This is a genomic window from Streptomyces liliiviolaceus (assembly GCF_018070025.1).
GTDB classification, from domain to species: Bacteria; Actinomycetota; Actinomycetes; order Streptomycetales; family Streptomycetaceae; genus Streptomyces; species Streptomyces liliiviolaceus.
The window spans coordinates 2,820,968-2,843,950 of the sequence record NZ_JAGPYQ010000001.1 but is presented as its reverse complement, the minus strand read 5'-3'; the positions used below and the strand labels follow the sequence as shown (position 1 = coordinate 2,843,950).

The window sequence follows — 22,983 nt, the reverse complement described above, 5'->3', positions numbered from 1 at the left end:
TTACGTCAGGGGCATCCGCACGTCCCGGTTTGGCCGGAGATCGGCTCCATGACGTATGGCGGAATTACGCCATGAACAGTTCACGTCACGGTCAGCTCTCCCCAAACTTCCGTTTCTTGCGTAAAGCTGAGCGGTCATCCGGGTTCACATTCCGGACTGACGCGATCGGTCCGACGTCGATCCGATCGTGAACGGACTTTTCCTTTACTCACAAGGATGCTGATGACCCTCCACTCTCAGCGCGCTCCGATCAGCGGGGCGAGACGCGCGGCACGCATAGCCGTCGCCGCCGGACTCGTGGCCGCTCTCTCCTCGGTCGGGCCGATACCCATGGCCTTCGCCGCGGACGGCCCGGGTACCACCCCCGCCGACACGCCGGTCAAGTCCACGAGCGGCAAGCTCGGTTCGGCCGACGCCGACCTCCTCGCGCAGGCCCAGGCGTCCGGCGACAAGAACGTCACGATGATGATCGCCACCGCGCCGGGGCAGACCGAACAGGTCGCGGGGCAGCTCGACGCGGTGAAGGGCGGCTCCGTCGGCCGCACCTACGACAAGCTCGGTTACGTCCGCGCGACCGTGCCGACCGCCAAGGCCGAGTCGGCCATCGCGGCGGCCTCCAAGCTCTCCTCCGTGCACGGCATCGACCTGCGCCAGGAGATCGTGCTGGACGACCCGACCCCGTCCGCCGACACGGCGAAGGGCGCCAAGAAGGGCGCCACGGCCGCCGCGTACCCGGCGCCGGGCAAGAACACCCCCGCGGTGAACCCGTACAACCCGTCCTTCGAGACGGGTGCCGTCGACTTCGTGAAGAAGAACCCGAAGGCGGACGGCCGCGGTATCACCATCGGCATCCTCGACTCCGGTGTCGACGTGGCGCACCCCGCGCTGCAGAAGACGACGACCGGCGAGCGCAAGATCGTCGACTGGGTGACGGCGACCGACCCGCTGGTCGACGGCGACGCGACCTGGCGCGCGATGGTCAACGCCCGCTCGGGCCCGGTCTTCACCTACGACGGCGAGAGCTGGAAGGCACCCGCCGGGAACTACGCGGTCAGCCGCTTCCGTGAGTCCGCGTCCGTCGGCGGCGACGCGAACGGCGACCTGAACCGCGACGGCGACACCACCGACAGCTGGGGCGTGCTCTACGACGCCGCCGCGGGGACGGTCCGCGTCGACCTGAACGACAACAACGACTTCACGGACGACGCGCCGATGAAGCCGTACAAGGACGGGTACCAGATCGGTTACTTCGGTACCGACGACCCGGCCACCGAGATCGCCGAGCGCGTGCCGTTCGTCGTGGAGATCCGCAAGGACGTCCCGATGGACCCGCTGGGCGGTGACTGGGTCGGCAAGAAGTCCGACTTCGTCAACATCGGCATCATCGAGTCCGAGCACGGCACGCACGTCGCCGGCATCACCGCCGCCAACAAGCTGTTCGGCGGGAAGATGAACGGCGCGGCGCCCGGCGCCAAGCTCGTCTCCTCGCGCGCCTGCACCTGGAGCGGCGGCTGCACGAACGTCGCGCTCACCGAGGGCATGATCGACCTCGTCGCCAACCGCGGCGTCGACATCGTGAACATGTCGATCGGCGGCCTGCCCGCGCTCAACGACGGCAACAACGCGCGCGCCGAGCTGTACACGCGCCTCATCGACACCTACGGCGTGCAGCTGGTCATCTCGGCCGGCAACTCCGGCCCCGGCGCCAACACGATCGGCGACCCCGGCCTGGCCGACAAGGTCATCTCGGTCGGCGCGTCCATCTCCAAGGCGACCTGGGCGTCCAACTACGGCTCGGCCGTCGAGAAGAAGTACGCGATGCTGCCCTTCTCCTCGCGCGGCCCGCGCGAGGACGGCGGCTTCACGCCGACGCTGACCGCGCCCGGCGCCTCCATCAACACCACGCAGACCTGGTTCCCCGGCGGCCCGGTCGCCGAGGCGGGCTACTCCCTGCCGCCCGGCTACTCGATGCTGCAGGGCACCTCGATGGCGTCCCCGCAGGCCGCGGGCGCGTCCGCGCTGCTGCTCAGCGCCGCGAAGCAGAAGCGCATCGACCTGACGCCGGCCAAGCTGCGCACCGCGCTGACCTCGACCGCCGACCACATCAGCGGCACGCAGGCGTACGCGGAGGGCGCGGGCCTCATCAACATCGAGGACGCCTGGGACTCCATCCGTGACGGCGCCACCGCCCACGAGTACACGGTGAAGGCCCCGGTCGACACCGCGATCGACTTCGCGCTCAAGACCCCGGGCTTCGGCACCGGCCTCTACGACCGCGAGGGCGGTCTGAAGGCCGGCCAGAAGAAGACGTACGACGTCACCGTGACCCGTACGACCGGCGCGGACCGTGCGATCCGGCACGAGCTGAACCTGGAGAACAACCGGGACCACACGTTCCGGATCGTCGGCAAGGACGAGATCTCGCTGCCGCTGAACAAGCCGGTGACGGTGAAGGTCGAGGCCAGGCCCAAGAGCGCCGGGCTGACCAGCGCCATCCTGGAGGTCGACGACCCGCGTACCGAGGGCGTCGACAAGCAGGTCCTCACCACCGTCGTGGTCTCCGCCCCGCTGGCCGCCGCGCAGAAGTACGCCTTCGCGGCGTCCGGCAAGGTCCAGCGCAACTCCACCACGTCGTACTTCGTGACCGTCCCCGAGGGCGCCAAGAACCTTGAGGTCGCGATCGGCGGGCTGAAGACGGGGAGCCAGACCCGGTTCATCGCCATCCACCCGTACGGCGTCCCGGTCGACAACACGTCGACGCCGTTCTGCTACAACAACTACCTCGACGGCAACGGCTGCCGCCCCGACCTGCGGTCCTACAGCGACCCGCAGCCGGGCGTCTGGGAGATCGAGGTCGAGTCGCGCCGTACGTCGCCGCTGCTCGACAACCCGTACAAGCTGAACGTCGAGGTGCTGGGCGCCGAGTTCGACCCGGCCGTCGTGACCGTCCCGGACGCCAAGGTCGGTACGCCGACCCCGGCCTCGTGGAAGGTGACGAACAAGCTCGCCGCGGTCGACGGTTCGCTCAAGGGCGGTCCGCTCGGCTCCTCCAAGAGCACGCGGCCGACCATCGCCCAGGGCGCCACGGACACCGTCACGGTGGACGTGCCCGCGGGCGCCGAGTCGCTCGACGTGAGCATCGGCAACGTCTCCGACGCCGCCGCCGACCTCGACCTGTCCGTCTACGACGCGCAGGGCACCCTGGTCGGCTCGTCCGCGGACGGCGACTCCGAGGAGGCCGTCTCCGTGCCGTCGCCCGCCGCCGGTACGTACACCGTGCTGGTCGACGGCTACTCGGTCCCGGCCGGCACCACCGCGTACGACTACCTGGACGTGTACTTCGCGCCGTCGCTCGGACAGGTGGAGGTCGCCGCGACGCCGGTGAAGCTCGCCACCGGCGCCTCGACGTCGGTCACCGCGCAGGTCGTCGCGAACGCGGCGCCGCCGGCCGGCCGTACGTTCTTCGGGCGCGTGCAGCTCGTGAACGCGCGGGGCACCGCGGCCGGCACGGGCAGCGTCCTGATCGAGAAGGTCACGCCGTAGCCTCCAGCAGGCACTGACACAGAGGGCGGGCGTCCGGTTCGACCGGGCGCCCGCCCTCCGCGTTCCCCCGCGCCGGCCCGCTCAGCCCCGGCCGCCCTCCGGTCCCGCGCACTCCAGGCCGCGCGCTCCCGGCAGGGCCCCGAGGATCTCCTCGCGGGCGTCGCCGACCCCCCGGCCGGTCTCGTAGTCCGGCCCGTCCCGCGGATACAGCGGCACCCTCACCAGGGTGTACGTGCCGGTCCTCAGGTCCTCCCGCGCCTCCTCGGGCAGTGTGACCGTGACCGTCGGGTGGTCCGCCGCCGACTGCTCGGGCCGGTAGTAGCGCTTGACCTCCAGCACGACGCGTACGTTGCCGTCGCCCGTGGACGCGATGCTCCGTACGGTGCCCTCGGCGAGGATCCTGGAGCACGCGAGGCGCATCTCGGGCGGGTACGCCGACGTGTCGCCGCCGCCGTCACCGCCGCCCTCGCTCTTCGCGGCCGACGTGTCGCTCTTGGAGCCCGCGTCGCTGTCCGCGCCTCCCTGCGCGCCGAGCCACACCAGTCCGCCGAGGAGCGCCGTGCCCGCCGCGATCACGAGGGCGCCCATGGCGGCTCCCGCGTAGCGGCGCAGGCGCCGGGGCCCCGGCGCCTTCTTCGGCGCTCCCGGTGGCCGGAGCGGCGCGGACGCCCTGGTCGGCCTCGCCTTCAGGCCCGCCCCCGGTCGGCCGGGGTCCGTCGCCCCTGTGTCCGTCGCCCCTGTGTCCGTCGGCCCTGTATCCGTCGGCCCGTCGGCCAGGGTGTCGCCCATGATCCGCAGCTGTTCCCCGAGCAGGGCCACGTCCGCGACCGCCGACCGGTGCTCCGCCATGAACTCCGGGTCGTCCCGCGCCCCCGCGGGCAGGGGTTCGTCCGTGAGCGCGGCGAGCAGCGCGTCGATGCCCTCGTACGCGGCTTCTTCGTACTCGGCTCCTCCGTACTCGGGCATGTCACACCACCTCGTCCTCGTGCAGGCGGGTGCGCAGCGCGCGGACCGCCGAGTGCAGCCTGCTCTTGACCGTGCCCTCCGGGATGCCGAGCTCCTCGGCGATGCCCCGCACGGGCAGGTCGGCGTAGAAGCGCAGCACGAGGATCTGCCGCTGGGCGTCGGGCAGCTCGTCCAGGCCCTGGGCCACGGCGAGCGACAGCACCTTCGTCTCCTCGCCGGAGTCGCCCCCGGTGTGCTCCGGAGGCCGCAGTGAGGCCAGCCGTTCGCCGATCCGCTCCTGGCGGCGCCTGGCCCGGTGCCAGTCCATGGCCAGGTTCGAGGCGACGACCGCCGCCCACGCCGACACGTCACGCGGGGCCTCCGCGCCGCTCGCCGCCCGTTCCAGCAGCCGCAGACGGACCTGCTGCACCCCGTCCGGCAGGTCCGTCTGCGGCACCCCGCCGAGCGCGAGCACCGCACGCACCCGACGCTCCTGTGCCGCGTCCAGGGGGTCGTCGAAGGCTCCCCCGGCCGACTCCTCGGCCCCCTGGACGCGGCGGGTCTTTCTGCGCAGCACAGCACCCCTCCCCTCACCGCGTTTCCTCTAGGACGCCGCAGGCGTACGAAACGTTCGCCCGGCGTCGGGCGACTTCGAGCGGCTTCGGGCGGCTTCCGCGGGCCCGCTCCGCGCGACGGAGGCGTATGTCACACCGTCTCAGTGCGCGGGCAAAGGATTGGACACACGGGCCCGGGTGAGACACATGATGGAAACTCGGCCAGGTCCCGGCCAGAAGATGAGCACGCAGAATGAGCAGGCAGAAGGAGTCGCTGTGAAGGTAGGAATCGTCGGAGCCACCGGTCAGGTCGGCACCGTCATGCTGAGGATCCTCGCCGAGCGCGAGTTCCCGGTGGAGACGCTGCGTCTGTTCGCCTCGGCCCGTTCGGCCGGTTCGACGATCGCCTACAAGGACAAGTCCGTGACGGTCGAGGACGCCTCCACCGCCGACTACTCCGGCCTCGACATCGTGCTGTTCTCCGCGGGCGGCGCCACGTCCAGGGCACTGGCCGAGAAGGTCGCCTCGCAGGGGCCCGTCGTGATCGACAACTCCTCCGCGTGGCGCAAGGACCCCGAGGTCCCGCTGGTGGTCTCCGAGGTCAACCCGCACGCGGTGGCGGACCGGCCCAAGGGGATCATCGCCAACCCGAACTGCACGACCATGGCCGCGATGCCCGTGCTGAAGCCTCTGCACGCGGAGGCGGGGCTCGAAGCGCTCGTCGTCGCCACGTACCAGGCCGTCTCCGGGTCCGGGCTCGCCGGGGTCGCCGAGCTGCACGGCCAGGCGCAGAAGGTCGTCGCCGACGCGGACAAGCTGACCCACGACGGTTCGGCGGTCGACTTCCCCGAGCCGCAGGTCTACCAGCGGCCCATCGCCTTCAACGTCCTTCCGCTCGCCGGGTCGATCGTGGACGACGGCCTGAACGAGACCGACGAGGAGCAGAAGCTCCGGCACGAGTCCCGCAAGATCCTGGAGATCCCGGGGCTCAAGGTGTCCGGGACCTGTGTCCGGGTGCCGGTGTTCTCGGGGCACTCGCTCCAGGTCAACGCGCGGTTCGCGCGGCCGTTGAGCGTGGAGCGGGCCACGGAGCTGCTGGCGGGGGCGCCCGGTGTCGCCCTCTCGGACATTCCGACGCCGCTGCAGGCCGCCGGGCAGGATCCGTCGTTCGTGGGGCGGATCCGTGCGGACGAGACGGTCGAGCACGGGATCGCGCTGTTCGTCTCGAACGACAACCTCCGCAAGGGCGCTGCGCTGAACGCGATCCAGATCGCGGAGCTGGTGGCAGCGGAACTGAGCTGACCGCCGGCGCGGGGTTGCGTGTCGGGCGCGACCCGGTGGGGGCCGTTCGCGCAGTTCCCCGCGCCCCTGAAGGGCGGAGTGTCGTCCGCGGGCCGGTGGGGGTTGCCCGCGCCGTTCCCCGCGCCCCTAAAGGGCGCGGGCCTGGGCGGAGTGCCGGTCGGGTGCGGGTCCATGGGGCAAAAGCTGGGGCGCAGCCCCGCTTTTGAGGGGCGCGGGGAACTGCGCGAACGGCCCCCACCGGGCCGCAGACGACCGACGAGCCGGGGCGCAGCCCCGCCTTTAGGGGTGGTGGACCTCGTAGAGGTAGCAGCCGTGTTCCACGGCCCTGATGTGGACCAGGGCCACCGACGAGTCGGCGAAGGCCTCGTCCAGCGCCTCATCCAGGGCCTCGTCGGGCTGGTCAGGGATCTCCAGGAGGCGGCCCCCGAGGATGTGCCCCTCGGCGGAGTACCGGCGCAGGACGCGCAGAACGCCCGGCCGCGCGAAGGGGTGACCGACGAGGTCCGGCCCCGCGCACTCCTCGGAGTGGACGAAGACGGGCCCCTGCTCGTCGTACGCACCGGGCCGCGCACCGGTCTCCGCGGCCCAGCGCCGCAGCGGCGCGTACGAGACGAGGGCGATCCGCTCCCCCGTTTCACTGCGCCGCAGGCAGCAGCGGAGCGGCGCCCCGCCCTCCGGGGCGGCGAAGGGGACGCACGGAAGGCCCGCGTCGTCCGTCGCACGGAGTTCCTTCAACGCATGGGGTCCGATGGGCCGTACGTGATGGCTGGTCATGGCTCCAGCTTCGCCCCGCACCCCCCGCGCACACCGGCGGGAAACGGACATCGCACTCCCGCAGCCGCCGTGGAAGGATGACGCAACTGACCCATCACGAGGAGATGACCGCGTGCCTGGCACAAACCTGACCCGCGAAGAGGCGCAGCAGCGGGCGAAGCTGCTCACCGTTGACTCGTACGAGATCGATCTGGATCTCTCCGGCGCGGTGGAGGGCGGCACCTACCGGTCCGTGACCACGGTGCGCTTCGACTCGGCCGAGACCGGCGTCGGGTCCTTCATCGACCTGGTGGCCCCGGCCGTCCAGGAGGTCGTCCTCAACGGTGACTCCCTCGATCCGGCCGAGGTCTTCAAGGACTCGCGGATCGCGCTCCCGGGCATCCTGGAGGGCCGCAACGTCCTGCGGGTCGTGGCCGACTGCGCGTACACGAACACCGGTGAGGGGCTGCACCGGTTCGTCGACCCGGTCGACCAGCAGGCCTACCTCTACACCCAGTTCGAGGTGCCGGACGCCCGCCGTGTCTTCGCGAGCTTCGAGCAGCCGGACCTGAAGGCCACCTTCCAGTTCACCGTGAAGGCGCCCTCCGGCTGGACCGTCATCTCCAACTCGCCGACGCCGGAACCGAAGGACGACGTCTGGGAGTTCGAGCCGACGCCGCGCATCTCGACGTACGTCACGGCGCTGATCCTCGGCCCGTACCACTCGGTGCACAGCGTGTACGAGAAGGACGGGCAGAGCGTGCCGCTGGGCATCTACTGCCGGCCCTCGCTCGCGGAGTTCCTCGACTCGGACGCGATCTTCGAGGTCACGCGGCAGGGCTTCGAGTGGTTCCAGGAGAAGTTCGACTACGCGTACCCGTTCAAGAAGTACGACCAGCTGTTCGTGCCGGAGTTCAACGCGGGCGCGATGGAGAACGCGGGCGCGGTGACCATCCGCGACCAGTACGTGTTCCGGTCGAAGGTGACGGACGCCGCGTACGAGGTGCGGGCCGAGACCATCCTGCACGAGCTGGCCCACATGTGGTTCGGCGACCTCGTGACGATGGAGTGGTGGAACGACCTGTGGCTGAACGAGTCGTTCGCCACCTACACCTCGATCGCCTGCCAGGCGTACGCGCCGAACTCCCGCTGGCCGCACTCCTGGACCACGTTCGCGAACTCCATGAAGACGTGGGCGTACCGGCAGGACCAGCTGCCCTCCACGCACCCGATCATGGCGCAGATCAACGACCTCGACGACGTGCTCGTCAACTTCGACGGCATCACGTACGCCAAGGGCGCCAGCGTCCTCAAGCAGCTCGTCGCGTACGTCGGCGAGGACGAGTTCTTCCGGGGCGTGCAGGCCTACTTCAAGGCGCACGCGTACGGGAACACGCAGCTGTCCGACCTGCTCGGCGCGCTGGAGGAGACCAGCGGGCGCGATCTGGGCACGTGGTCGCAGAAATGGCTGCAGACGGCCGGCATCAACATCCTGCGCCCGGAGATCGAGACGGACGCGAACGGCGTCATCACCTCCTTCGCGATCCGCCAGGAGGCCCCGGCGCTGCCCGCCGGCGCGAAGGGCGAGCCGACGCTGCGCCCGCACCGCATCGCGGTCGGCCTGTACGACCTGGCCGACCCGGCCGGTTCCGAGGGCGGCAGCGGCAAGCTGGTGCGCGGTGAGCGCGTCGAGCTGGACGTGGACGGCGAACTGACCGACGTGCCGCAGCTGGTGGGCAAGCCCCGCGCGGCCGTGATCCTCCTCAACGACGACGACCTGTCGTACGCGAAGGTCCGCCTCGACGAGCATTCCCTCGCGTTCGTCACCGAGCACCTCGGCGACTTCGAGGCCTCCCTGCCCCGCGCCCTGTGCTGGGCCTCGGCCTGGGACATGACCCGCGACGCCGAACTGGCGACCCGCGACTACCTCTCGCTCGTGCTGTCCGGCATCGGCAAGGAGTCGGACATCGGCGTCGTGCAGTCGCTGCACCGCCAGGTGCTGACGGCGGTCGAGCTGTACGCCGACCCGAACGCCCGCGAGGCGCTGCTGACCCGCTGGACGGATGCCACGCTGGCCCATCTGCGGTCCTCCGCGGGCGGCAGCGACCACCAGCTGGCCTGGGCGCGCGCGTTCGCGTCGACGGCCCGTACGCCGGAGCAGCTGGACCTCCTGGAGGGCCTGCTGGACGGCCGCGAGACCGTCGAGGGCCTGGCGGTCGACACCGAGCTGCGCTGGTCGTTCGTGCAGCGGCTCGCGGCGGTGGGCCGTTTCGACGAGGCCGAGATCACCAGCGAGTACGAGCGGGACAAGACGGCCGCGGGTGAGCGTCACGCGGCGACCGCACGCGCCGCCCGTCCGACCGCGGAGGCCAAGGCGGAGGCCTGGGCGTCGGTCGTCGAGTCCGACAAGCTGCCGAACGCCGTGCAGGAGGCCGTGATCGGCGGCTTCGTGCAGTTCGGCCAGCGCGAACTGCTCGCCCCGTACACGGACAAGTACTTCGAGGCGGTCAAGGGCGTCTGGGACTCGCGTTCGCACGAGATGGCCCAGCAGATCGCGGTCGGCCTCTACCCGTCGGTCCAGGTCTCCGCGGACACCCTGGCGAAGACGGACGAGTGGCTGGCCTCGGCCGAGCCGAGCGCGGCCCTGCGCCGCCTGATCTCGGAGTCCCGCTCGGGCGTCGAACGCGCCCTGAAGGCCCAGGCGGCGGACACGGCGGCCGCGGCGGCGACCCCGACCGGCGAGTAGCCCACACGAAAGCGGCGCCCCCAGGCCGAAGGCCTTCGGGGGCGCCGCTTTCGTGTGGGGGCGGAGGGGGGGGGAGCCACGGCAGCACGAACCAGCCGACGGGGGAGACAACCGACCCGGCTGCCGTGACTCGTTCAGGACCCCGGCCACTTCCAGGGCCACGGGGAACGGCGCAGTCTTTCGTCTTTCAGGGGGCGCAGCCCCCAGGGGCGCGGGGAACGGCGCAGTCTTTTGGCTTTTAAGGGGCGCGGGGAACTGCGCGACCAGCCACGACGCACCCGCAGACGACCGACAACCCCGCGCCCCCACACCACTACTGCCGACTCTTCGCCCGATACAGATGCATCGTCAACGGCGCGAAGATCAACGTAATGACCCCGCTGGCCAGCAACACCCACCCGATATCAGCCCCGCTGGCATCCCCGTGGACAAGTCCACGAACAGCCGTGGCCGCGTTACTGACCGGATTCGCGTTGACGATCGCCTCCATCCACCCCGGCATCGTCTCCGGCTCCACGAAGATGTTGCTCGTGAAGACCAGCGGGAACATCACCAGCATGCTGGACCCCGACACCGTCTCGGGCGCCTTGGCGACCACACCCAGCGCGGCGAAGATCCAGCTGACGCTCACCGCGAAGAGCAGCAGGAGCAGCATCGCGGCCAGCACGCCGCCCACTCCGCCGTCGGGCCGGAAGCCCAGCGCCAGCCCGACACCCATCGTGGTGGTCAGCGCCAGCACGTAGCGGACGATGTCCCCGAGGAGGCTGCCCACGATCGTGGCCGGCTGCCAGAACGGCAGGGTCCGGAAGCGGTCGTAGATGCCCCGGGTGATGTCCATGTTGAGCGCGGTACCGGTGTAGACGGTCGGCATGATGACGGTCTGCACGAGGACGCCCGGCAGGAAGTACTGGAGGTACTCCTTGGTCGAGCCGGCGAACGCGCCGCCGAAGAGGTAGGTGAAGGTCAGCAGGAAGACGATCGGCATCAGCGTGACGTCGAACAGCACGGCCACGCCGTAGTGCTTCATCTTCCGCATCGTGCGCCAGGCCGAGACCCGTACGGCGGTCAGCGGGTTGGGACGGGAGGGGCGGATCTGACTGGTGAGGGCCTTGCGCAGGGCGTCGTTCGGTACGCCCGGGGTGACCGTCGTCTGGGATGTGAGGGTCATGCCGCGTCCTCCTGGTCGCTGGTGCCGTCTTCCGCGGGGCGCCCGGTCAGGGCGAGGAAGACCTCGTCGAGGCTGGGCCGGCCGAACGCGAAGTCCGAGACGGCGATCTCGGAGCGGGCGAGTTCGGCGAGGGCGCCCGCGACCCGCTCGTTGTCGTCGGTGCGTACGGAGAGCGCGAACGGGTCGGACTCCTGGAAGACCGGCGAGGCGAGGGCCCGGGTGAGCAACTGGGCGGCCTCGGGGCGGGTCTCGGCGTTGACGAGCCGTACGTGCAGGGCTCCGGTGCCGACGGACGACTTGAGTTCACCAGTGGTGCCCTCGGCGATGACCCGGCCGTGGTCGATGACGGCGATCCGGTCGGCGAGCTGGTCGGCCTCGTCCAGGTACTGCGTGGTCAGCAGGATCGTGGTGCCGAGCGCCACCATGGCCCGCACGCTGTCCCACACCTGGTTGCGGCTGCGCGGGTCGAGTCCGGTGGTGGGCTCGTCGAGGAAGAGCAGGTCGGGGGTGATGACGAGGCTGGCGGCGATGTCGAGGCGGCGCCGCATGCCTCCGGAGAAGGTCTTGGACTGGCGTCCGGCGGCTTCCGTGAGGTCGAAGGCGGCGAGCAGTTCCTCGGCCCGGGCGGCGGCCTGGGACCGGGAGAAACCGAGCAGCCGGGCGAGCAGGGTGAGGTTCTCGGTGGCGGTGAGGTCCTCGTCGATCGAGGCGAACTGGCCGGTGAGGCTGACGCGGCTGCGGACCGCCCCGGCCTCCTTGACCACGTCGTGCCCGAGGACCCGGGCGGTGCCGCCGTCGGGGGTGAGCAGGGTGGACAGCATCCGGATCGTCGTCGTCTTGCCCGCGCCGTTGGGGCCCAGCACGCCGTAGACGACACCCTGCGGGATGGCCAGGTCGACACCGTCGACGGCCCGGGTCTCACCGAAGGTCTTGACGAGTCCCGACGTCTCGATGGCAAGTGTGGATTGCGAACTCAATCTGTGACTCCTTGGTCCTGATGCGCCACGAGGGGCTGTGCGCCATGGCAGGAAACGAACGACACGCAGAGCAGTAATCAAATTTGATTACTGCTCCAAGCTAGAGCACGAACGACCCACTATGCAAGTTTGATTAGTAGGTCGTGCGAAGACGGCCGTCCGTCAACGGCCCGCCGTCCCGGGGCCGATGAGGGCGCGCCACGACCCCGGCGTCCCGAAGGTGGGGCCGTGCTCGCCGGCCATCTCGTACTCGCCGGACCTGACCCGCGCCAGCAGGTCCTGGGTCCACTCGACGCCGAGGTCGGCGTAGCGCGTACGCATCGTCCACAGCTCGCCCAGATGCGCCGGCAGGCCCTCGGCGTGGACCGGGGCGGACTCCTTGCGCAGCACGGCCCGTTGCGCCTCCAGGACGGCCAGGCGGGTGGAGAGCGCCGCCACGGCTCGCTCGCGGGAGAGGGCGGGCATCAGGGCGAGGCCGGCGCTGAGCATGTCGGCGCGGTGCTCGGGCCGTTCGAGGGCGTCGACCAGCAGGCGGAAGAACTCCGCGTCCCCCTCGGCGGTCACGCTGTAGTCCACCCGCCCCGGCCAGTGCGCGATCTCGCTGGCCTCCAGCAGGCCGATCTTCGCGAGCTGCCGCAGCGCGTGGTAGATCGAACCGGGTTTGACGTTGGCCCAGTCGTCGATCCCCCAGGACAGCAACTCGGCCCGCACCCGGTAACCGTGCGTCCTGCCGAACCCGCGTACCACCCCGAGGACCAGCAACCGCGTCGCCGACATCGTCACCCCGTTCCGTCTGGTGCGGCGTTTTCCTGTCCGCCGCGCGCCTGGGCGCCAGCTTAGTTAGCCGCCCCGGGCGCGACGGAGGACGACCGGGACGCGCGTCCCGGCGGCCCGCGCGGCCCGGGGACGCGGGGGCGCGGAACACGTCCGCGCCCCCGGCCGCCCCCGGGCCGCGCCCGCCGGACCGCCGCGCCGACGCGCCGACGCACCGACGCACCGACGCACCGACGCACCGACGCACCGACGCACCGACGGCTGAACGTCCGTGCGGGTCAGGCGCTCGTTTCCAGTTCCACCTTCGGGATGTCCGGCAGCTTGCCCAGTTTGACCAGGAGCGGGCGCATGTTGATGACGTCCCAGTGCTCGACGACCTTGGCGTCCTCGAAGCGCAGTTCCTCCACCAGGTGCCAGCTGACGCGCTCGCCGGTCGGCGGCACGCCCATGAACTCGTGGGAGTGGGTGGCGGTCACGGTGATGCGCAGCGTGACCCGGTCCTCCTCGGCCATGATGCTCTTCACTTCGAGCTGGAGATCGGGGAACGCCTGCAGCCCGCCCTCCATGAGTTTGATCATGTCGGCGGAACTCACCTCGGTGTCCTCGGAGTAGTGCACGATGTCCGGCGACCAGTGCTTGATGATCCCGCTCAGGTCCCACCGGTTCCAGGCGGCGACCATTTCCAGACACAGGGCCTTGCGCTCGGCCATTGACATGGCGATTCCTCACAGTCTCGCGGACGATGTCACGCCAGACTGCCCCCGACCCGCCTGAGAACGGCTGCAGGACCGGTCAAGTCCCGCTGGAGCGGGGCCGGATGCCGTCCGACGCCCACCGGGGTCCACCGAAGTCCAGCGGGGCTCACGGAGTCCTCTAGCCCGGCGCGACAGCCTGGGCCCCTGGAACCGCCTCCCCTGCACAGGACAGCGCGCCGGTCCGGCGTGCCGGGGAGCACCGTTTCGTACGTACGCCGAGGAGGGGCCTTGAACATCCTGTTGACCGGTGCCACGGGCAAGGTGGGCCGCCATGTCGCCCGGAGCCTGGCGGCCTCCGGGCACCATGTGCGGGCGCTCACCCGGACACCCGCGACCGCCGCGCTGCCGGCCGGCGTCGAGGTCGTCGAGGGCGACCTGGAGAAGCCGCAGAGCCTGCCCGCCGCTCTGGAGGGCATCGACCGGATGTACCTCTTCCCGGTGCCGGAGACCGCCCACGAGGTGGCGGCGCTCGCCCGCGAGGCGGGGGTCCGGCACATCGTCGTCCTGTCGTCCAGCTCGGTGCTCGAAGACGAGAGCAACCCCAGCCACCAGCACCACCGCGCGGTGGAACGGGCCGTCGAGGACAGCGGGGCTGACTGGACCTTCGTACGCCCCGACGAGTTCGCCGGCAACACCCTCTGGAAGTGGGGCGACTCGATCCGTACGGAGAACGTCGTGCGCGCCCCCTACGGCAAGGCCGCCCGCGCGATCGTCCACGAGGCGGACATCGCGGCGGTCGTGGCGACCGCGCTGCTGGAGGACGGCCACGCGGGCGCCCAGTACCTGGTGACGGGGCCGCAGGCGCTGACCCAGGTCGAGCAGGTGGCCGCGATCGCGGAGGCGACCGGCCGGGACATCCGCTTCGAGGAGCTGAGCCGGGAGGCCGGGCGGGCGGCGATGAGCGCCGTCATGCCGCCGCCGGTCGTCGAGATGCTGCTCGACTACCTCGCCGAGTCGGCCGTCACCCCCGGCCCGGTGACCGATGCGGTGCGCCGGGTCACGGGCCGTCAGGCACGCACGTTCGCGAGCTGGGCGGCGGAGCACGCCGGCGGGTTCGGCGGCGAGGCCCGTGCCACCGGTGTCGGCAGTTCCAGCAGTTCCAGCAGTTCCAGCTGAGGAGGGAAGTCGCCATGTACGGAGCCGGGATGGCCGAGATCTACGAGCTGCTGCACGAGTCGCGCGGCAAGGACTACCGGGTGGAGGCCGCCACCGTCGCGGGGCTCGTACGGGCCCGCAACCCCGCGGCGGCCTCGCTCCTGGACGTCGCCTGCGGCACCGGCGCGCATCTGCGGCACTTCGCCCAGCTCTTCGACAAGGTCGAGGGACTCGAACTGTCCGACGCGATGCTGTCGATGGCCCGCACCGCGGTGCCCGCCGCCGTCCTGCACGGCGGCGACATGCGCGACCTCTCCCTGGGGCGCTCCTACGACGCGATCACCTGCATGTTCGGCTCGATCGCCTATCTGCGGGACACCGCCGAACTGACCGCGACTCTGCGGTCGTTCGCCGAGCATCTGACACCGGGCGGTGTCGTGGCGGTGGACCCCTGGTGGTTCCTGGAGACGGCCCTCGACCGCCATGTGAGCGGGGACACCGTGACCGTGGGCGCCGGGACGCTGACCCGTGTCTCCCACACGGAGCGCCGCGGGCACACCTCGCACATGGTGGTGCACTACGTGGTGGCCGATCCCGACAGCGGTGTGCAGCACTTCGCGGAGAGCCACACGCTGACGCTGTTCACCCGCGCCGAGTACGAGGAGGCGTTCACCCGGGCCGGGTTGGAGGTCGCCTACGTGGAGGGGATCCAGTCGGGCCGCGGCCTGTTCCTCGCGGACCGCGGCTGAACGGCGGGCAGGACGACGGGAGGGGGGGGCCGCGATCCGCGGCCCCCCCCCTCCCGTCGTGCCGTCTGCCGTCTGCCGTCGTGCTCTCGTGCCGTCGCCGTCAGTCGGGCAGCCGTACGGACAGCGCGTGCCGGAAGACGTTCTTGGGGTCCCAGCGGGCCTTGACCTTCTGCAGGCGCGGGTAGTTCCCCTTGTAGTAGAGGGTGTGCCAGGGCACTCCGGAGGTGTTCCACTCCGGGTCGGCCAGATCGATGTCGGGATAGTTGATGAAGGTGCCCTCGGTCCGGTCGTCGGGCACCGGGACGCCGCCGGTGGTGGCGAAGACGTCGCGGTAGATCTCCCGGATCCAGGCGAGGTTGGCGTCGTCCTGTGTGGGATCCATCCATGTGGCCGACATCCACACCTTGATGATGGAGTCGCGCTGGGCGGTGGCGGTGGCCGTCTCCGGAACGGAGTTGACCTTCGCGCCGTACGAGTAGAGCGAGACCTCGCCCCACACCTGGGTGTCGGCGCTCAGATACCGGTAGAGGGTGGCGGTCTGGGCGGCGGTCCACGGCTTGCGCAGATACGCGCCCTTGGACTTGGTCCGGTCGAACCCGCCGGTGTCGAACTTGTTGGCCAGCGTGGCGCGCAGCCACGGCTCCGTGCTCCGCTGGACGGCGGGCTCCACCCCCGTGCCCTCGTTGATCGCGGCCACGAAGTCGTTCAGCAGCCCCTCGGCGCCGTCCAGTCCGCCGTCGATCTGGATGTCCAGCAGGATCTGCCCGGCCGCCTTGCTGTTGAGGTAGAAGACGCTGTGCAGACTGGCGTACGGGGTGTCGGCGGCGCTGTTGCGCTGGTGCCAGGCCCCGTGGTTGTCGATGATCCGGGTGAACGCCTTCTCCGTGAGGGCGGACCACTCCCAGGTCACGATGTGCCGCAGGGTCGACTTCGGCGCCTTGGGCAGCAGCCCGGACGGGTCGTTGCCGGTGGCCCCGGGCGTACGGAACCAGTACTTGGTGACGATGCCGAAGTTGCCGCCGCCGCCCCCGGTGTGGGCCCACCACAGCTCGCGGTTGGGGTCGCCGGCCGCGTTGGTGGCCACGACCTTGCGGGCCCGGCCGGAGGCGTCCACGACGACGACCTCGACGGCGTGGAGGTGGTCGGCGACCACTCCGTCGCGGCGGGAGAGCGGGCCGTACCCGCCGCCGAGCACATGGCCGCCGACGCCCACCTGCGGGCAGACGCCCGCCGGGATGGTCACGCCCCAGTCGAGGTACAGGGTGCGGTACGCCTCCCCGAGGGTGGCCCCGGGTTCCACGGCGAACGCCCGCTTGGCGGGGTCGTAGGAGACCTGCCGCATCTCGGACATGTCGATGACGGCCCGCACGGCGGGGTCGTCCACGAAGCCCTCGAAGCAGTGGCCGCCGCTGCGCACGGCGATCCGCTGCCCCGCGTCCAGGGCCCGGTTCACGGCGTCGACGACCTGGTCCGCGGTGTGCACGACGTACACGGCGTCGGGCTTGCCGCGGAACCGTCCGTTGAATCCCCGGCTGACCAGGTCCTGGTAGCGCCGGTCCGTCCGGTCCACCTGGACGAGCCCGGTCCTGGCGCCGCACGCGCCGCCCTGTGCCGCTTCCGGGACGGCGGCCTCGGCGGCCTGGGCACCGGGGACGGCCGTGGCCACCACCGTGGCCCCGCCGACCGCCGCCGCGCTGCCGAGGAATCCACGGCGCGTGAATTCATTCAACACAGACACCTTTCCTTTCCGTGCATGCAATGTCTGACGTGCACCGCCGGCGATTACGGCTCGACGGGCTCCAGAATCACCACGGGAATTTCCCGGGTGGTCTTCTTCTGGTAACTCTTGTACTGCGGGAAAAGCCCCGTCATGAGCTTCCAGAGATCCGGCTTCTCCTCGGCGGTCGCCGTACGGGCCCGCACGTCGAGATGTTCCTCACCGATCTGGACATGGGCCTCGGGCGAGGCGACGAGATTGAGATACCAGAGCGGATGCTCGGGCTTTCCTCCGTTCGAACCAACCACGACGACGTTGTCGCCGTCACGGCCGTAGATCACCGCGGTGCGGCGCAGCTTTCCCGATTTCCGGCCGCGGGTGGTGAGGAGCAGGGTGTCGAGCCCGTACCACTTCGCCCCCTCCTTGCCGCCGCTGCGGTCGTAGCGGCGTATGTGCGCCGCGACCCAGCCCGTCGGACTGTCGACGGGTGTCTCCTCGGGCTGTTCCGACCCCGGTTCCGACTGCGGTCCCGACGGCTGTTCCGACTGCTGTTCCGACCGCTGCTCCGACTGCTCCGGCTCGCGCTCCTCCGGCATGACCCCTCCAGCTAATCAAATTTGCCTAGATGCACCCTAGTCACGCTGGACCCGGCGACGCAATCAAATTTGAGTAGCGGTACGCCGTACGGCACCGGCACGTCAGTAGGGGCGCGCCCCGCCGAACGCGCTGGCCGGCACCGCGACCGGGGTCCGGCCCACCGCGAAACGGGGCTCGAAGTCGGTGTCCGCGTTCAGCACCGCCCGGTGCAGCCGCTGCACCTGGGGCCCCGGCTCCAGACCGAGGCCCGCGACCAGCGCGCCCCGCAGCCGATGGAAGACCTGGAGCGCCTGGGCCCTGCGGCCGCTGAGGTGCAGGGCCCACATGTACTGGCCGTGCAGCCCCTCGTGCAGCGGGTTCTCCACCGTGAGGGCCGCGAGCTCGGCCAGCACCTCGCGGTACATGCCGAGCCGCAGCTCCACGTCGACCAGGTACTCGAAGGCGGCGAGCCGGGACTCCTCCAGCTGCCGGCGCCGGCTCTCCAGCACCCGCCCGGCCGGTACGTCGACCAGCGCGGGGCCCCGCCACATCAGCAGCGCCTCGTTCAGGTCCCGTACCCCGGCCGCGTCGTCGCCGCGCACCAGCGCCTCCCGGCCGGAGGTCACCAGACGGCGGTAGCGGTGCAGGTCGAGCGTGCCCGCCTCGGCGGCCAGCACGTATCCGCCCGCGCGGGTCACCAGGATGTCGCGGGCCACCTCGTCGGTGGTCAGCCCGGTGACCGCGGAGAACATCTTGCGCAGGTTCAGGATGTACGTCTGCAGCGTGGTCAGCCCGCTGACGGGTGGATCGTCGTCCCACAGATCCCGCACCAGCGAGGGCACGGGCACCACCTGTCCCGTGTGGACGAGCAGCATCGCCAGTACGTTCCGCAGCTTCGGGGCGCTCGGGGCGGTCGTCTCCCCGTCCACCCGGACGTACAGCGGTCCCAGCACACCGAATTCCATCGCGCTTCCCCCTACCCCTGATCCGTCGCCTTCGAGGAATCCGCCGTCACGGACGGCGGTGCTCCTTCTCCGGCCACGGCTCACCGAGCTGGCGGTAGGTGCCCTGGTAGTCGGGCCAGTCGCGGTGGTGGTGGATCTTGCCGTCGACGAAGTGGAGGAGGTGGATCTGCTCGCCGGAGAACAGCCGCCCGGTGGGGGCCATGCCGACCATCTCGCCGACGTGCCGCCCGTAGAGCACCAGCCGGGCGCGCACCCAGTCGCCGTTCTCCTCGATGGCCACCTCCTCCAGACGCGCGTCCTCCGAGAACGTCCTCTTGACCCACGCGACATTGATCGCGAAAAGCTCCGGGCCGCGCATCGAGGTGAATTCCAGAGTTCCCGGATTCATGTATTCCGGATGGATGTAGTCGGCCACATCGTCCGTTTTCCCGGTGTTGTACGCCTCCACCAGGCGCCGGACGCTCGCTATCTGGTCGCTCACGTTTTCTCCTCGTGAATCGGCATGAAATCGGTCCCCCGCTCGGCCCTGAATCGGTCGCTGCCGATCCGGAACCGGTGCGGCGGTACGTTCCGGAATCAATTCTTAGGAGACACGATCCTCCGGAACAAGAGCGGATCGGCCTCCCAGGGACTTCTTTGCTTTTTGTCCAGCGGCGGTCCAGTGGCGCTCCAAGGCCTCTCCATCCGTGCCCGAGACCGGCCGGGAAAAGTGGTGTGTCCACCGAGAGAGCGGGAGATTCAGTGGACACGTCCACGTACAAATCCGAAGTGGCGGCGGCCTTCAACAGCGCCGCGGCGTCCTACGACCGGCTCGGCGTGGAGTTCTTCACTCCGATGGGCCGGCGCCTGGTGGAACGCGCGGCCCCCGGCGAGGGCGCACGGGTCCTCGACGTCGGCTGCGGCCGGGGTGCCTGTGTCTTCCCGGCGGCCGAGCGGGTGGGGCCGACGGGCCGTGTCGTGGGCATCGACGTCGCCGAGGCGATGATCGAGGAGGCCGCGAAGGAGGCCGCGCTGCGCGCCGCCGACACGGTCGAGCTGCGGGTGATGGACGGGGAGCACCCCGACTTCGAGCCGGGCTCCTTCGACGTCGTCCTGGGCAGCTACAGCGTCATCTTCCTGCCCGACGCGCCCTCGGCACTGGCCCGTTACGCGCCGCTGCTCTCCCCCGGCGGGCGGCTCGCCTTCACCAGTCCGGTGTTCAGCGACGACACCTTCCCCTTCCTGCCGCCGGTGTTCACCGAGCTCATCCCGCGCGAGCTGCTGCTCGACCTGCCGCCGCAGTGGCAGCCCGAGCGGCTGTCGCAGCGCTTCAACAGCTGGCTCGCGGACCCGGCCGACCTCGCCCGCACCCTGGAGAAGGCGGGCTTCCAGGACGTGTCGGTCGTCGACGAGTCCGTGCGGCTGGTGGCCGAGTCGGGTCTGGCGTGGGTGGACTGGTCCCACACGCAGGGTATGCGCCTGCTCTGGAACCACCTCGCGGACGACAAGCGGCAGCAGTTGCGCGAGCGGCTGATCACCTCGCTCGACGCGATGCGGGACGGGGACGGACCGCTCACGATCGACACGCCGGTGCGGTACGTCACGGCGACCGCCCGCACCTGATCACGCCCTCGCGCCCGCGCCCCTCAGGGGCGCGGGGAACTGCGCGACCAGCCCCCACCGACCCGCAGAAGACCAAGCCCACACCCGCCCCCCCCCAGGGGCGCGGGGAACTGCGCGACCAGCCCCCACCGGCCCGCAGGTGACGAAGCCGACGCCCCGCCCCCGTGCGATGAACGGGGGCGGGGCGTCAGCGGTGTACGGCTGTATGCGGGGTGCGACTGCACACGGGGGTGCGGCGCCGCGCCGCCGTACGTGCCGTCAGGCGGTCGGCGCGGGGTGCGGGTGGGCCGCCGTCGTGACGGCGTGGCCCGCCCCCTCGATGCGCGCCACCGCGGCCTCGATCGCGGCCCGGTCCGCCTCCGGTGGACCCGGTCGGGCCGGCAGCAGGGACACCACCGTGCTCGTGCCCCGCCGGACGGCGGGATGGCGGCGGGCCACCTGGGACAGGCCCTGCCCGGGGCCCACCTCCACCAGCAGATGGTCGCCCGTCGCGAGCAGCCCCTCCAGCGCGGGCCAGAAGAGCACCGGCGCAACCGGCTGCCGTGCCCAGAAGGACGGGTCGTCGATGTCGTCCCGCGTCAACGGGGCGGCCGTGTAGGCCGAGTGGACCGGCACGGACGGCGTGTTCTTCCGGACCACGGCGAAGCGTTCGGCCGCGCCCCGGCAGGCGGGTTCGAGCACGGGGCTGTGGAAGGCGCTGAGGGAGGGGACCCGGCGGCAGACGAACCCTGCCTCCCCCAGCGCACGGCCGGCCTCGTCCAGCGGTCCGTCGGGACCGGCCAGGATGGTCTGGCGCGGGGCGTTGACCGCGCCCACGACCACGTCCCCGCTCAGATACGGCTCCACCTCCGCCGTGGACGCGGCGACCGCGAGCATCCCGCCGGGCGGGGCCTTCGCCAGCCGCCCGACCCGGTCGAGCACAAGACCCACCGCGTCCCGCGTGCTGAACACCCCGGCCAGCACCGCCGAGGCCAGCTCCCCGATGCTGTGCCCGAGCAGGGCGGCCGGGCGTACGCCCCAACTCAGGACCAGCCGGCCGAGCGCGAGGTCCACCGCGAAGAGCAGCGGCTGCGAGCGGGTGACGTGGTCCAGCTCCGTGGCGGGCCGTTCGGCCAGCCAGTCCTCGCGCAGCGGACCGCCCTCGGGGCCCGCCGCGTCGAAGAACTCGTCCATCGCCTCGGTGAACACCGGCTCGTACCCGTACAGGCCCGTGGCCATCAGCGGATGCTGGGAGCCCTGGCCCGGCAGCAACAGGGCCACGGGCAGGGGATGTTCAGCGGTCATGCGGCCTCTCCTGCGAGCTTCGTGTGTGGGGTGGGTGTCGTGGCCGCCCAGGCAGGCCGTTCCAGCATCTCGACGACCGCGCAGGAGTACGTGAACCCGGCGCCCACGCTCATCCACACCACGAGGTCCCCCGCGCCGAGGCTCCCGGAGGAGACCAAGTGGTCGAACCCGGCGATCTGGTCGCCGGCGCCGAGGTGCCCGATGCCCCGGCTCCACTCCCAGGTGGTGCGTTCCTCCGCGATGCCGAAGCGGGCGAGGTGTCCCGCCCGCAGCCGCTTGCGGCCCAGGTGGGGCAGGACGAACCGGTCGACGTCGGCGAGCGTGACCCCGGCGGCGGCGAGGGCCCGTTCGACGGCGGCGTCCTGCGCGGCCCCGCTCGCCGCGATCACCCTGGGCACCCGGTGGGTGGCCAGGAAGTCCTTCTTGCAGGCGTCCAGGTCGACCACCGGCCGATGGCTGAACGGGGCGTGGCCGAACGGGTCGTCACCGCGGTGCATCCCCTCCAGCTCCGGCACGGAGACGGTGGCCAGGCCTCTGATCCGGGCGAAGCCCTCCGACGAGGACAGCACGAGGGCGGTGCCCCCGTCCCCGTAGAAGGTGCCGGAGTCGCTGCGCCAGCGGTCGAAGCCGGGCGGGCGGAAGGCGTCGCCGGTCGTCAGCAGGACCCTCCGGTCCGGCTCCCCGGCCGCCGGGCCGGCCCGCAGATGGTCGACCGCGAGCCCGAGCCCGGCCATGCCCCCGTTGGAGACCTGGCCGACCTCGATCGCGGGGCACTGGTTGCCGACGGCCGTGCGCTGGACGTACGAGGCGGGCGCCCACAGGTCGTGCCCCTGGTAGAAGAAGCTGGCGTGCAGGATCAGCGACACGTCGCCGGAGCCCGACACGCCATCGGAGCCGGACACGCCGTCGGAGCCGGTGCCGGACGCGGAGTCGACGCCCGCGTGCCCGAGGCCGGACCGCTCAAGGGCGGTCCGGGCCGCGCGGGCCGCCATCTCGGGGGCCGGCTCGTCCCGCGCCACGGCCACCGACAGCATGCCGGTGGTCGTGGCCAGGGCCTCGTCGCACAGTCCGGCCGCGACGGCGTCCGCGACCGGGGTGCGGGGCGGCAGCCAGACCGCGCACCCCGCGATCCGGATGTCCGGCGCCGGGCTCTCCACGGCGGGAGCTCCCCCGGCGCCGGCGCCCGCCTCGGTCATCAGGCGGCCCCCGCCGCGGGCATGCGGTCGGCGAGCGCGGCGTTCACGGCGGTGACGAACGCCGCGGGGGTCAGCGCCTCGCCGAGGGTCTCCTCGGGCAGCGTGATGCCGTAGCCGCGCTCGACCCTGCTGATGGCCTCCATGAGGGCCAGGGAGTCGTAGCCGAGCAGGGCGAACTCCTGCTCCGCGGCGGCGCTGGACAGGTCGACGGCCTCCTCCTCGCCCGCGCACTCGCGCATGATCCGGAACAGGTCCTCGGTGGTGAAAGCGGACATGACGTCT

20 protein-coding genes are annotated in these 22,983 nt (G+C 71.2%); 6 read left to right on the top strand and 14 right to left on the bottom strand.

All coding sequences use genetic code 11. The annotated features are described in order from the left end of the window. The first annotated feature begins 222 nt into the window (after nt 1-222). Nucleotides 223-3,543 (top strand): S8 family serine peptidase, encoded by a 3,321-nt coding sequence (locus J8N05_RS12485; RefSeq protein ID WP_210882603.1) that lies wholly within the window; start codon nt 223-225, stop codon nt 3,541-3,543. 81 nt (nt 3,544-3,624) lie between these two features. Here J8N05_RS12485 and J8N05_RS12480 read toward each other — a convergent pair whose 3' ends face one another. Continuing rightward, nucleotides 3,625-4,509, bottom strand: a complete 885-nt coding sequence (locus J8N05_RS12480) for a hypothetical protein (protein ID WP_210882602.1) — start codon at nt 4,507-4,509, stop codon at nt 3,625-3,627. A gap of 1 nt (nt 4,510) precedes the next feature. Beyond that, entirely contained in the window at nt 4,511-5,065 is a 555-nt protein-coding gene (locus J8N05_RS12475) for an RNA polymerase sigma factor (RefSeq protein ID WP_210882600.1), read from the bottom strand. Between the two features lie 253 nt (nt 5,066-5,318). On the opposite strand from J8N05_RS12475, the gene J8N05_RS12470 reads away from it, so the two are divergent. Then, complete coding sequence (locus J8N05_RS12470; protein ID WP_210882598.1) at nt 5,319-6,344, top strand: aspartate-semialdehyde dehydrogenase; 1,026 nt, start codon at nt 5,319-5,321, stop codon at nt 6,342-6,344. 279 nt (nt 6,345-6,623) lie between these two features. On the opposite strand, the gene J8N05_RS12465 is transcribed toward J8N05_RS12470, so the two are convergent. After that, nucleotides 6,624-7,118: a DUF1203 domain-containing protein gene (locus J8N05_RS12465; protein ID WP_210882596.1), complete on the bottom strand. Its 495-nt coding sequence runs from the start codon at nt 7,116-7,118 to the stop codon at nt 6,624-6,626. Nucleotides 7,119-7,230: 112 nt separating this feature from the next. Between J8N05_RS12465 and pepN the strand changes: the two genes are divergently transcribed. Continuing rightward, nucleotides 7,231-9,843 carry an aminopeptidase N gene (gene pepN / locus J8N05_RS12460; protein ID WP_210882594.1) on the top strand — a complete coding sequence of 871 codons (2,613 nt, stop codon included), beginning with the start codon at nt 7,231-7,233 and terminating at the stop codon, nt 9,841-9,843. Between the two features lie 313 nt (nt 9,844-10,156). Here the strand turns inward: pepN and J8N05_RS12455 are convergent, their stop codons facing one another. From J8N05_RS12455 to J8N05_RS12440, 4 genes are all read right to left on the bottom strand, one after another. Continuing rightward, nucleotides 10,157-11,011, bottom strand: a complete 855-nt coding sequence (locus J8N05_RS12455) for an ABC transporter permease (RefSeq protein WP_210882592.1) — start codon at nt 11,009-11,011, stop codon at nt 10,157-10,159. After that, nucleotides 11,008-11,988: an ATP-binding cassette domain-containing protein gene (locus J8N05_RS12450; RefSeq protein WP_210882590.1), complete on the bottom strand. Its 981-nt coding sequence runs from the start codon at nt 11,986-11,988 to the stop codon at nt 11,008-11,010. The genes J8N05_RS12455 and J8N05_RS12450 overlap by 4 nt, the downstream gene beginning before the upstream one ends. A 162-nt stretch (nt 11,989-12,150) precedes the next feature. Then, nucleotides 12,151-12,765, bottom strand: a complete 615-nt coding sequence (locus J8N05_RS12445; RefSeq protein ID WP_210882588.1) for a PadR family transcriptional regulator — start codon at nt 12,763-12,765, stop codon at nt 12,151-12,153. Nucleotides 12,766-13,040: 275 nt separating this feature from the next. Next, nucleotides 13,041-13,472: an ester cyclase gene (locus tag J8N05_RS12440; protein WP_210882586.1), complete on the bottom strand. Its 432-nt coding sequence runs from the start codon at nt 13,470-13,472 to the stop codon at nt 13,041-13,043. 273 nt (nt 13,473-13,745) lie between these two features. Here J8N05_RS12440 and J8N05_RS12435 point away from each other — a divergent pair, with 273 nt between their 5' ends. Together J8N05_RS12435 and J8N05_RS12430 are read left to right on the top strand one after the other, a co-directional pair. Continuing rightward, entirely contained in the window at nt 13,746-14,633 is an 888-nt protein-coding gene (locus J8N05_RS12435; RefSeq protein WP_210882585.1) for an NAD(P)H-binding protein, read from the top strand. Nucleotides 14,634-14,647: 14 nt separating this feature from the next. After that, the gene (locus J8N05_RS12430) at nt 14,648-15,361 is read left to right on the top strand and encodes a class I SAM-dependent DNA methyltransferase (RefSeq protein ID WP_210882584.1); all 714 of its coding nucleotides are present in this window, start codon (nt 14,648-14,650) and stop codon (nt 15,359-15,361) included. A gap of 100 nt (nt 15,362-15,461) precedes the next feature. Here J8N05_RS12430 and J8N05_RS12425 read toward each other — a convergent pair whose 3' ends face one another. From J8N05_RS12425 to J8N05_RS12410, 4 genes are all read right to left on the bottom strand, one after another. Then, the gene (locus tag J8N05_RS12425) at nt 15,462-17,090 is read right to left on the bottom strand and encodes an FAD-binding oxidoreductase (RefSeq protein WP_210882583.1); all 1,629 of its coding nucleotides are present in this window, start codon (nt 17,088-17,090) and stop codon (nt 15,462-15,464) included. A gap of 53 nt (nt 17,091-17,143) precedes the next feature. After that, nucleotides 17,144-17,674 carry a nitroreductase family deazaflavin-dependent oxidoreductase gene (locus J8N05_RS12420; RefSeq protein ID WP_210882582.1) on the bottom strand — a complete coding sequence of 177 codons (531 nt, stop codon included), beginning with the start codon at nt 17,672-17,674 and terminating at the stop codon, nt 17,144-17,146. Nucleotides 17,675-17,776: 102 nt separating this feature from the next. Continuing rightward, nucleotides 17,777-18,619, bottom strand: a complete 843-nt coding sequence (locus tag J8N05_RS12415; RefSeq protein ID WP_210882581.1) for an AfsR/SARP family transcriptional regulator — start codon at nt 18,617-18,619, stop codon at nt 17,777-17,779. 46 nt (nt 18,620-18,665) lie between these two features. Beyond that, nucleotides 18,666-19,100, bottom strand: coding sequence for an ester cyclase (locus tag J8N05_RS12410; protein WP_210882580.1), 435 nt, complete (start codon nt 19,098-19,100; stop codon nt 18,666-18,668). Nucleotides 19,101-19,360: 260 nt separating this feature from the next. On the opposite strand from J8N05_RS12410, the gene J8N05_RS12405 reads away from it, so the two are divergent. Further along, complete coding sequence (locus J8N05_RS12405; protein WP_210882578.1) at nt 19,361-20,221, top strand: class I SAM-dependent methyltransferase; 861 nt, start codon at nt 19,361-19,363, stop codon at nt 20,219-20,221. A gap of 258 nt (nt 20,222-20,479) precedes the next feature. Here the strand turns inward: J8N05_RS12405 and J8N05_RS12400 are convergent, their stop codons facing one another. The 3 genes from J8N05_RS12400 to J8N05_RS12390 are packed head-to-tail and all read right to left on the bottom strand — an operon-like array spanning nt 20,480 to nt 22,976. After that, the gene (locus J8N05_RS12400) at nt 20,480-21,505 is read right to left on the bottom strand and encodes an acyltransferase domain-containing protein (RefSeq protein WP_210882577.1); all 1,026 of its coding nucleotides are present in this window, start codon (nt 21,503-21,505) and stop codon (nt 20,480-20,482) included. Continuing rightward, complete coding sequence (locus J8N05_RS12395) at nt 21,502-22,701, bottom strand: ketoacyl-ACP synthase III family protein (RefSeq protein WP_210882575.1); 1,200 nt, start codon at nt 22,699-22,701, stop codon at nt 21,502-21,504. The genes J8N05_RS12400 and J8N05_RS12395 overlap by 4 nt, the downstream gene beginning before the upstream one ends. Beyond that, a complete protein-coding gene (locus tag J8N05_RS12390; RefSeq protein ID WP_210882572.1) occupies nt 22,701-22,976 on the bottom strand; it encodes an acyl carrier protein in 276 nt (91 codons plus the stop codon). The genes J8N05_RS12395 and J8N05_RS12390 overlap by 1 nt, the downstream gene beginning before the upstream one ends. Nucleotides 22,977-22,983 lie beyond the last annotated feature (7 nt).

Bases quoted from the DNA above. Each gene is read 5' to 3' on its own strand.
- J8N05_RS12445 (WP_210882588.1), bottom strand. From the start codon at position 12,765: ATGTCGGCGACGCGGTTGCTGGTCCTCGGGGTGGTACGCGGGTTCGGC.
- J8N05_RS12415 (WP_210882581.1), bottom strand. From the start codon at position 18,619: ATGGAATTCGGTGTGCTGGGACCGCTGTACGTCCGGGTGGACGGGGAG.
- J8N05_RS12390 (WP_210882572.1), bottom strand. From the start codon at position 22,976: ATGTCCGCTTTCACCACCGAGGACCTGTTCCGGATCATGCGCGAGTGC.
- J8N05_RS12395 (WP_210882575.1), bottom strand. From the start codon at position 22,701: ATGACCGAGGCGGGCGCCGGCGCCGGGGGAGCTCCCGCCGTGGAGAGC.
- J8N05_RS12455 (WP_210882592.1), bottom strand. From the start codon at position 11,011: ATGACCCTCACATCCCAGACGACGGTCACCCCGGGCGTACCGAACGAC.
- J8N05_RS12400 (WP_210882577.1), bottom strand. From the start codon at position 21,505: ATGACCGCTGAACATCCCCTGCCCGTGGCCCTGTTGCTGCCGGGCCAG.
- J8N05_RS12480 (WP_210882602.1), bottom strand. From the start codon at position 4,509: ATGCCCGAGTACGGAGGAGCCGAGTACGAAGAAGCCGCGTACGAGGGC.
- J8N05_RS12485 (WP_210882603.1), top strand. From the start codon at position 223: ATGACCCTCCACTCTCAGCGCGCTCCGATCAGCGGGGCGAGACGCGCG.
- J8N05_RS12430 (WP_210882584.1), top strand. From the start codon at position 14,648: ATGTACGGAGCCGGGATGGCCGAGATCTACGAGCTGCTGCACGAGTCG.
- J8N05_RS12440 (WP_210882586.1), bottom strand. From the start codon at position 13,472: ATGGCCGAGCGCAAGGCCCTGTGTCTGGAAATGGTCGCCGCCTGGAAC.
- J8N05_RS12420 (WP_210882582.1), bottom strand. From the start codon at position 17,674: ATGCCGGAGGAGCGCGAGCCGGAGCAGTCGGAGCAGCGGTCGGAACAG.
- J8N05_RS12465 (WP_210882596.1), bottom strand. From the start codon at position 7,118: ATGACCAGCCATCACGTACGGCCCATCGGACCCCATGCGTTGAAGGAA.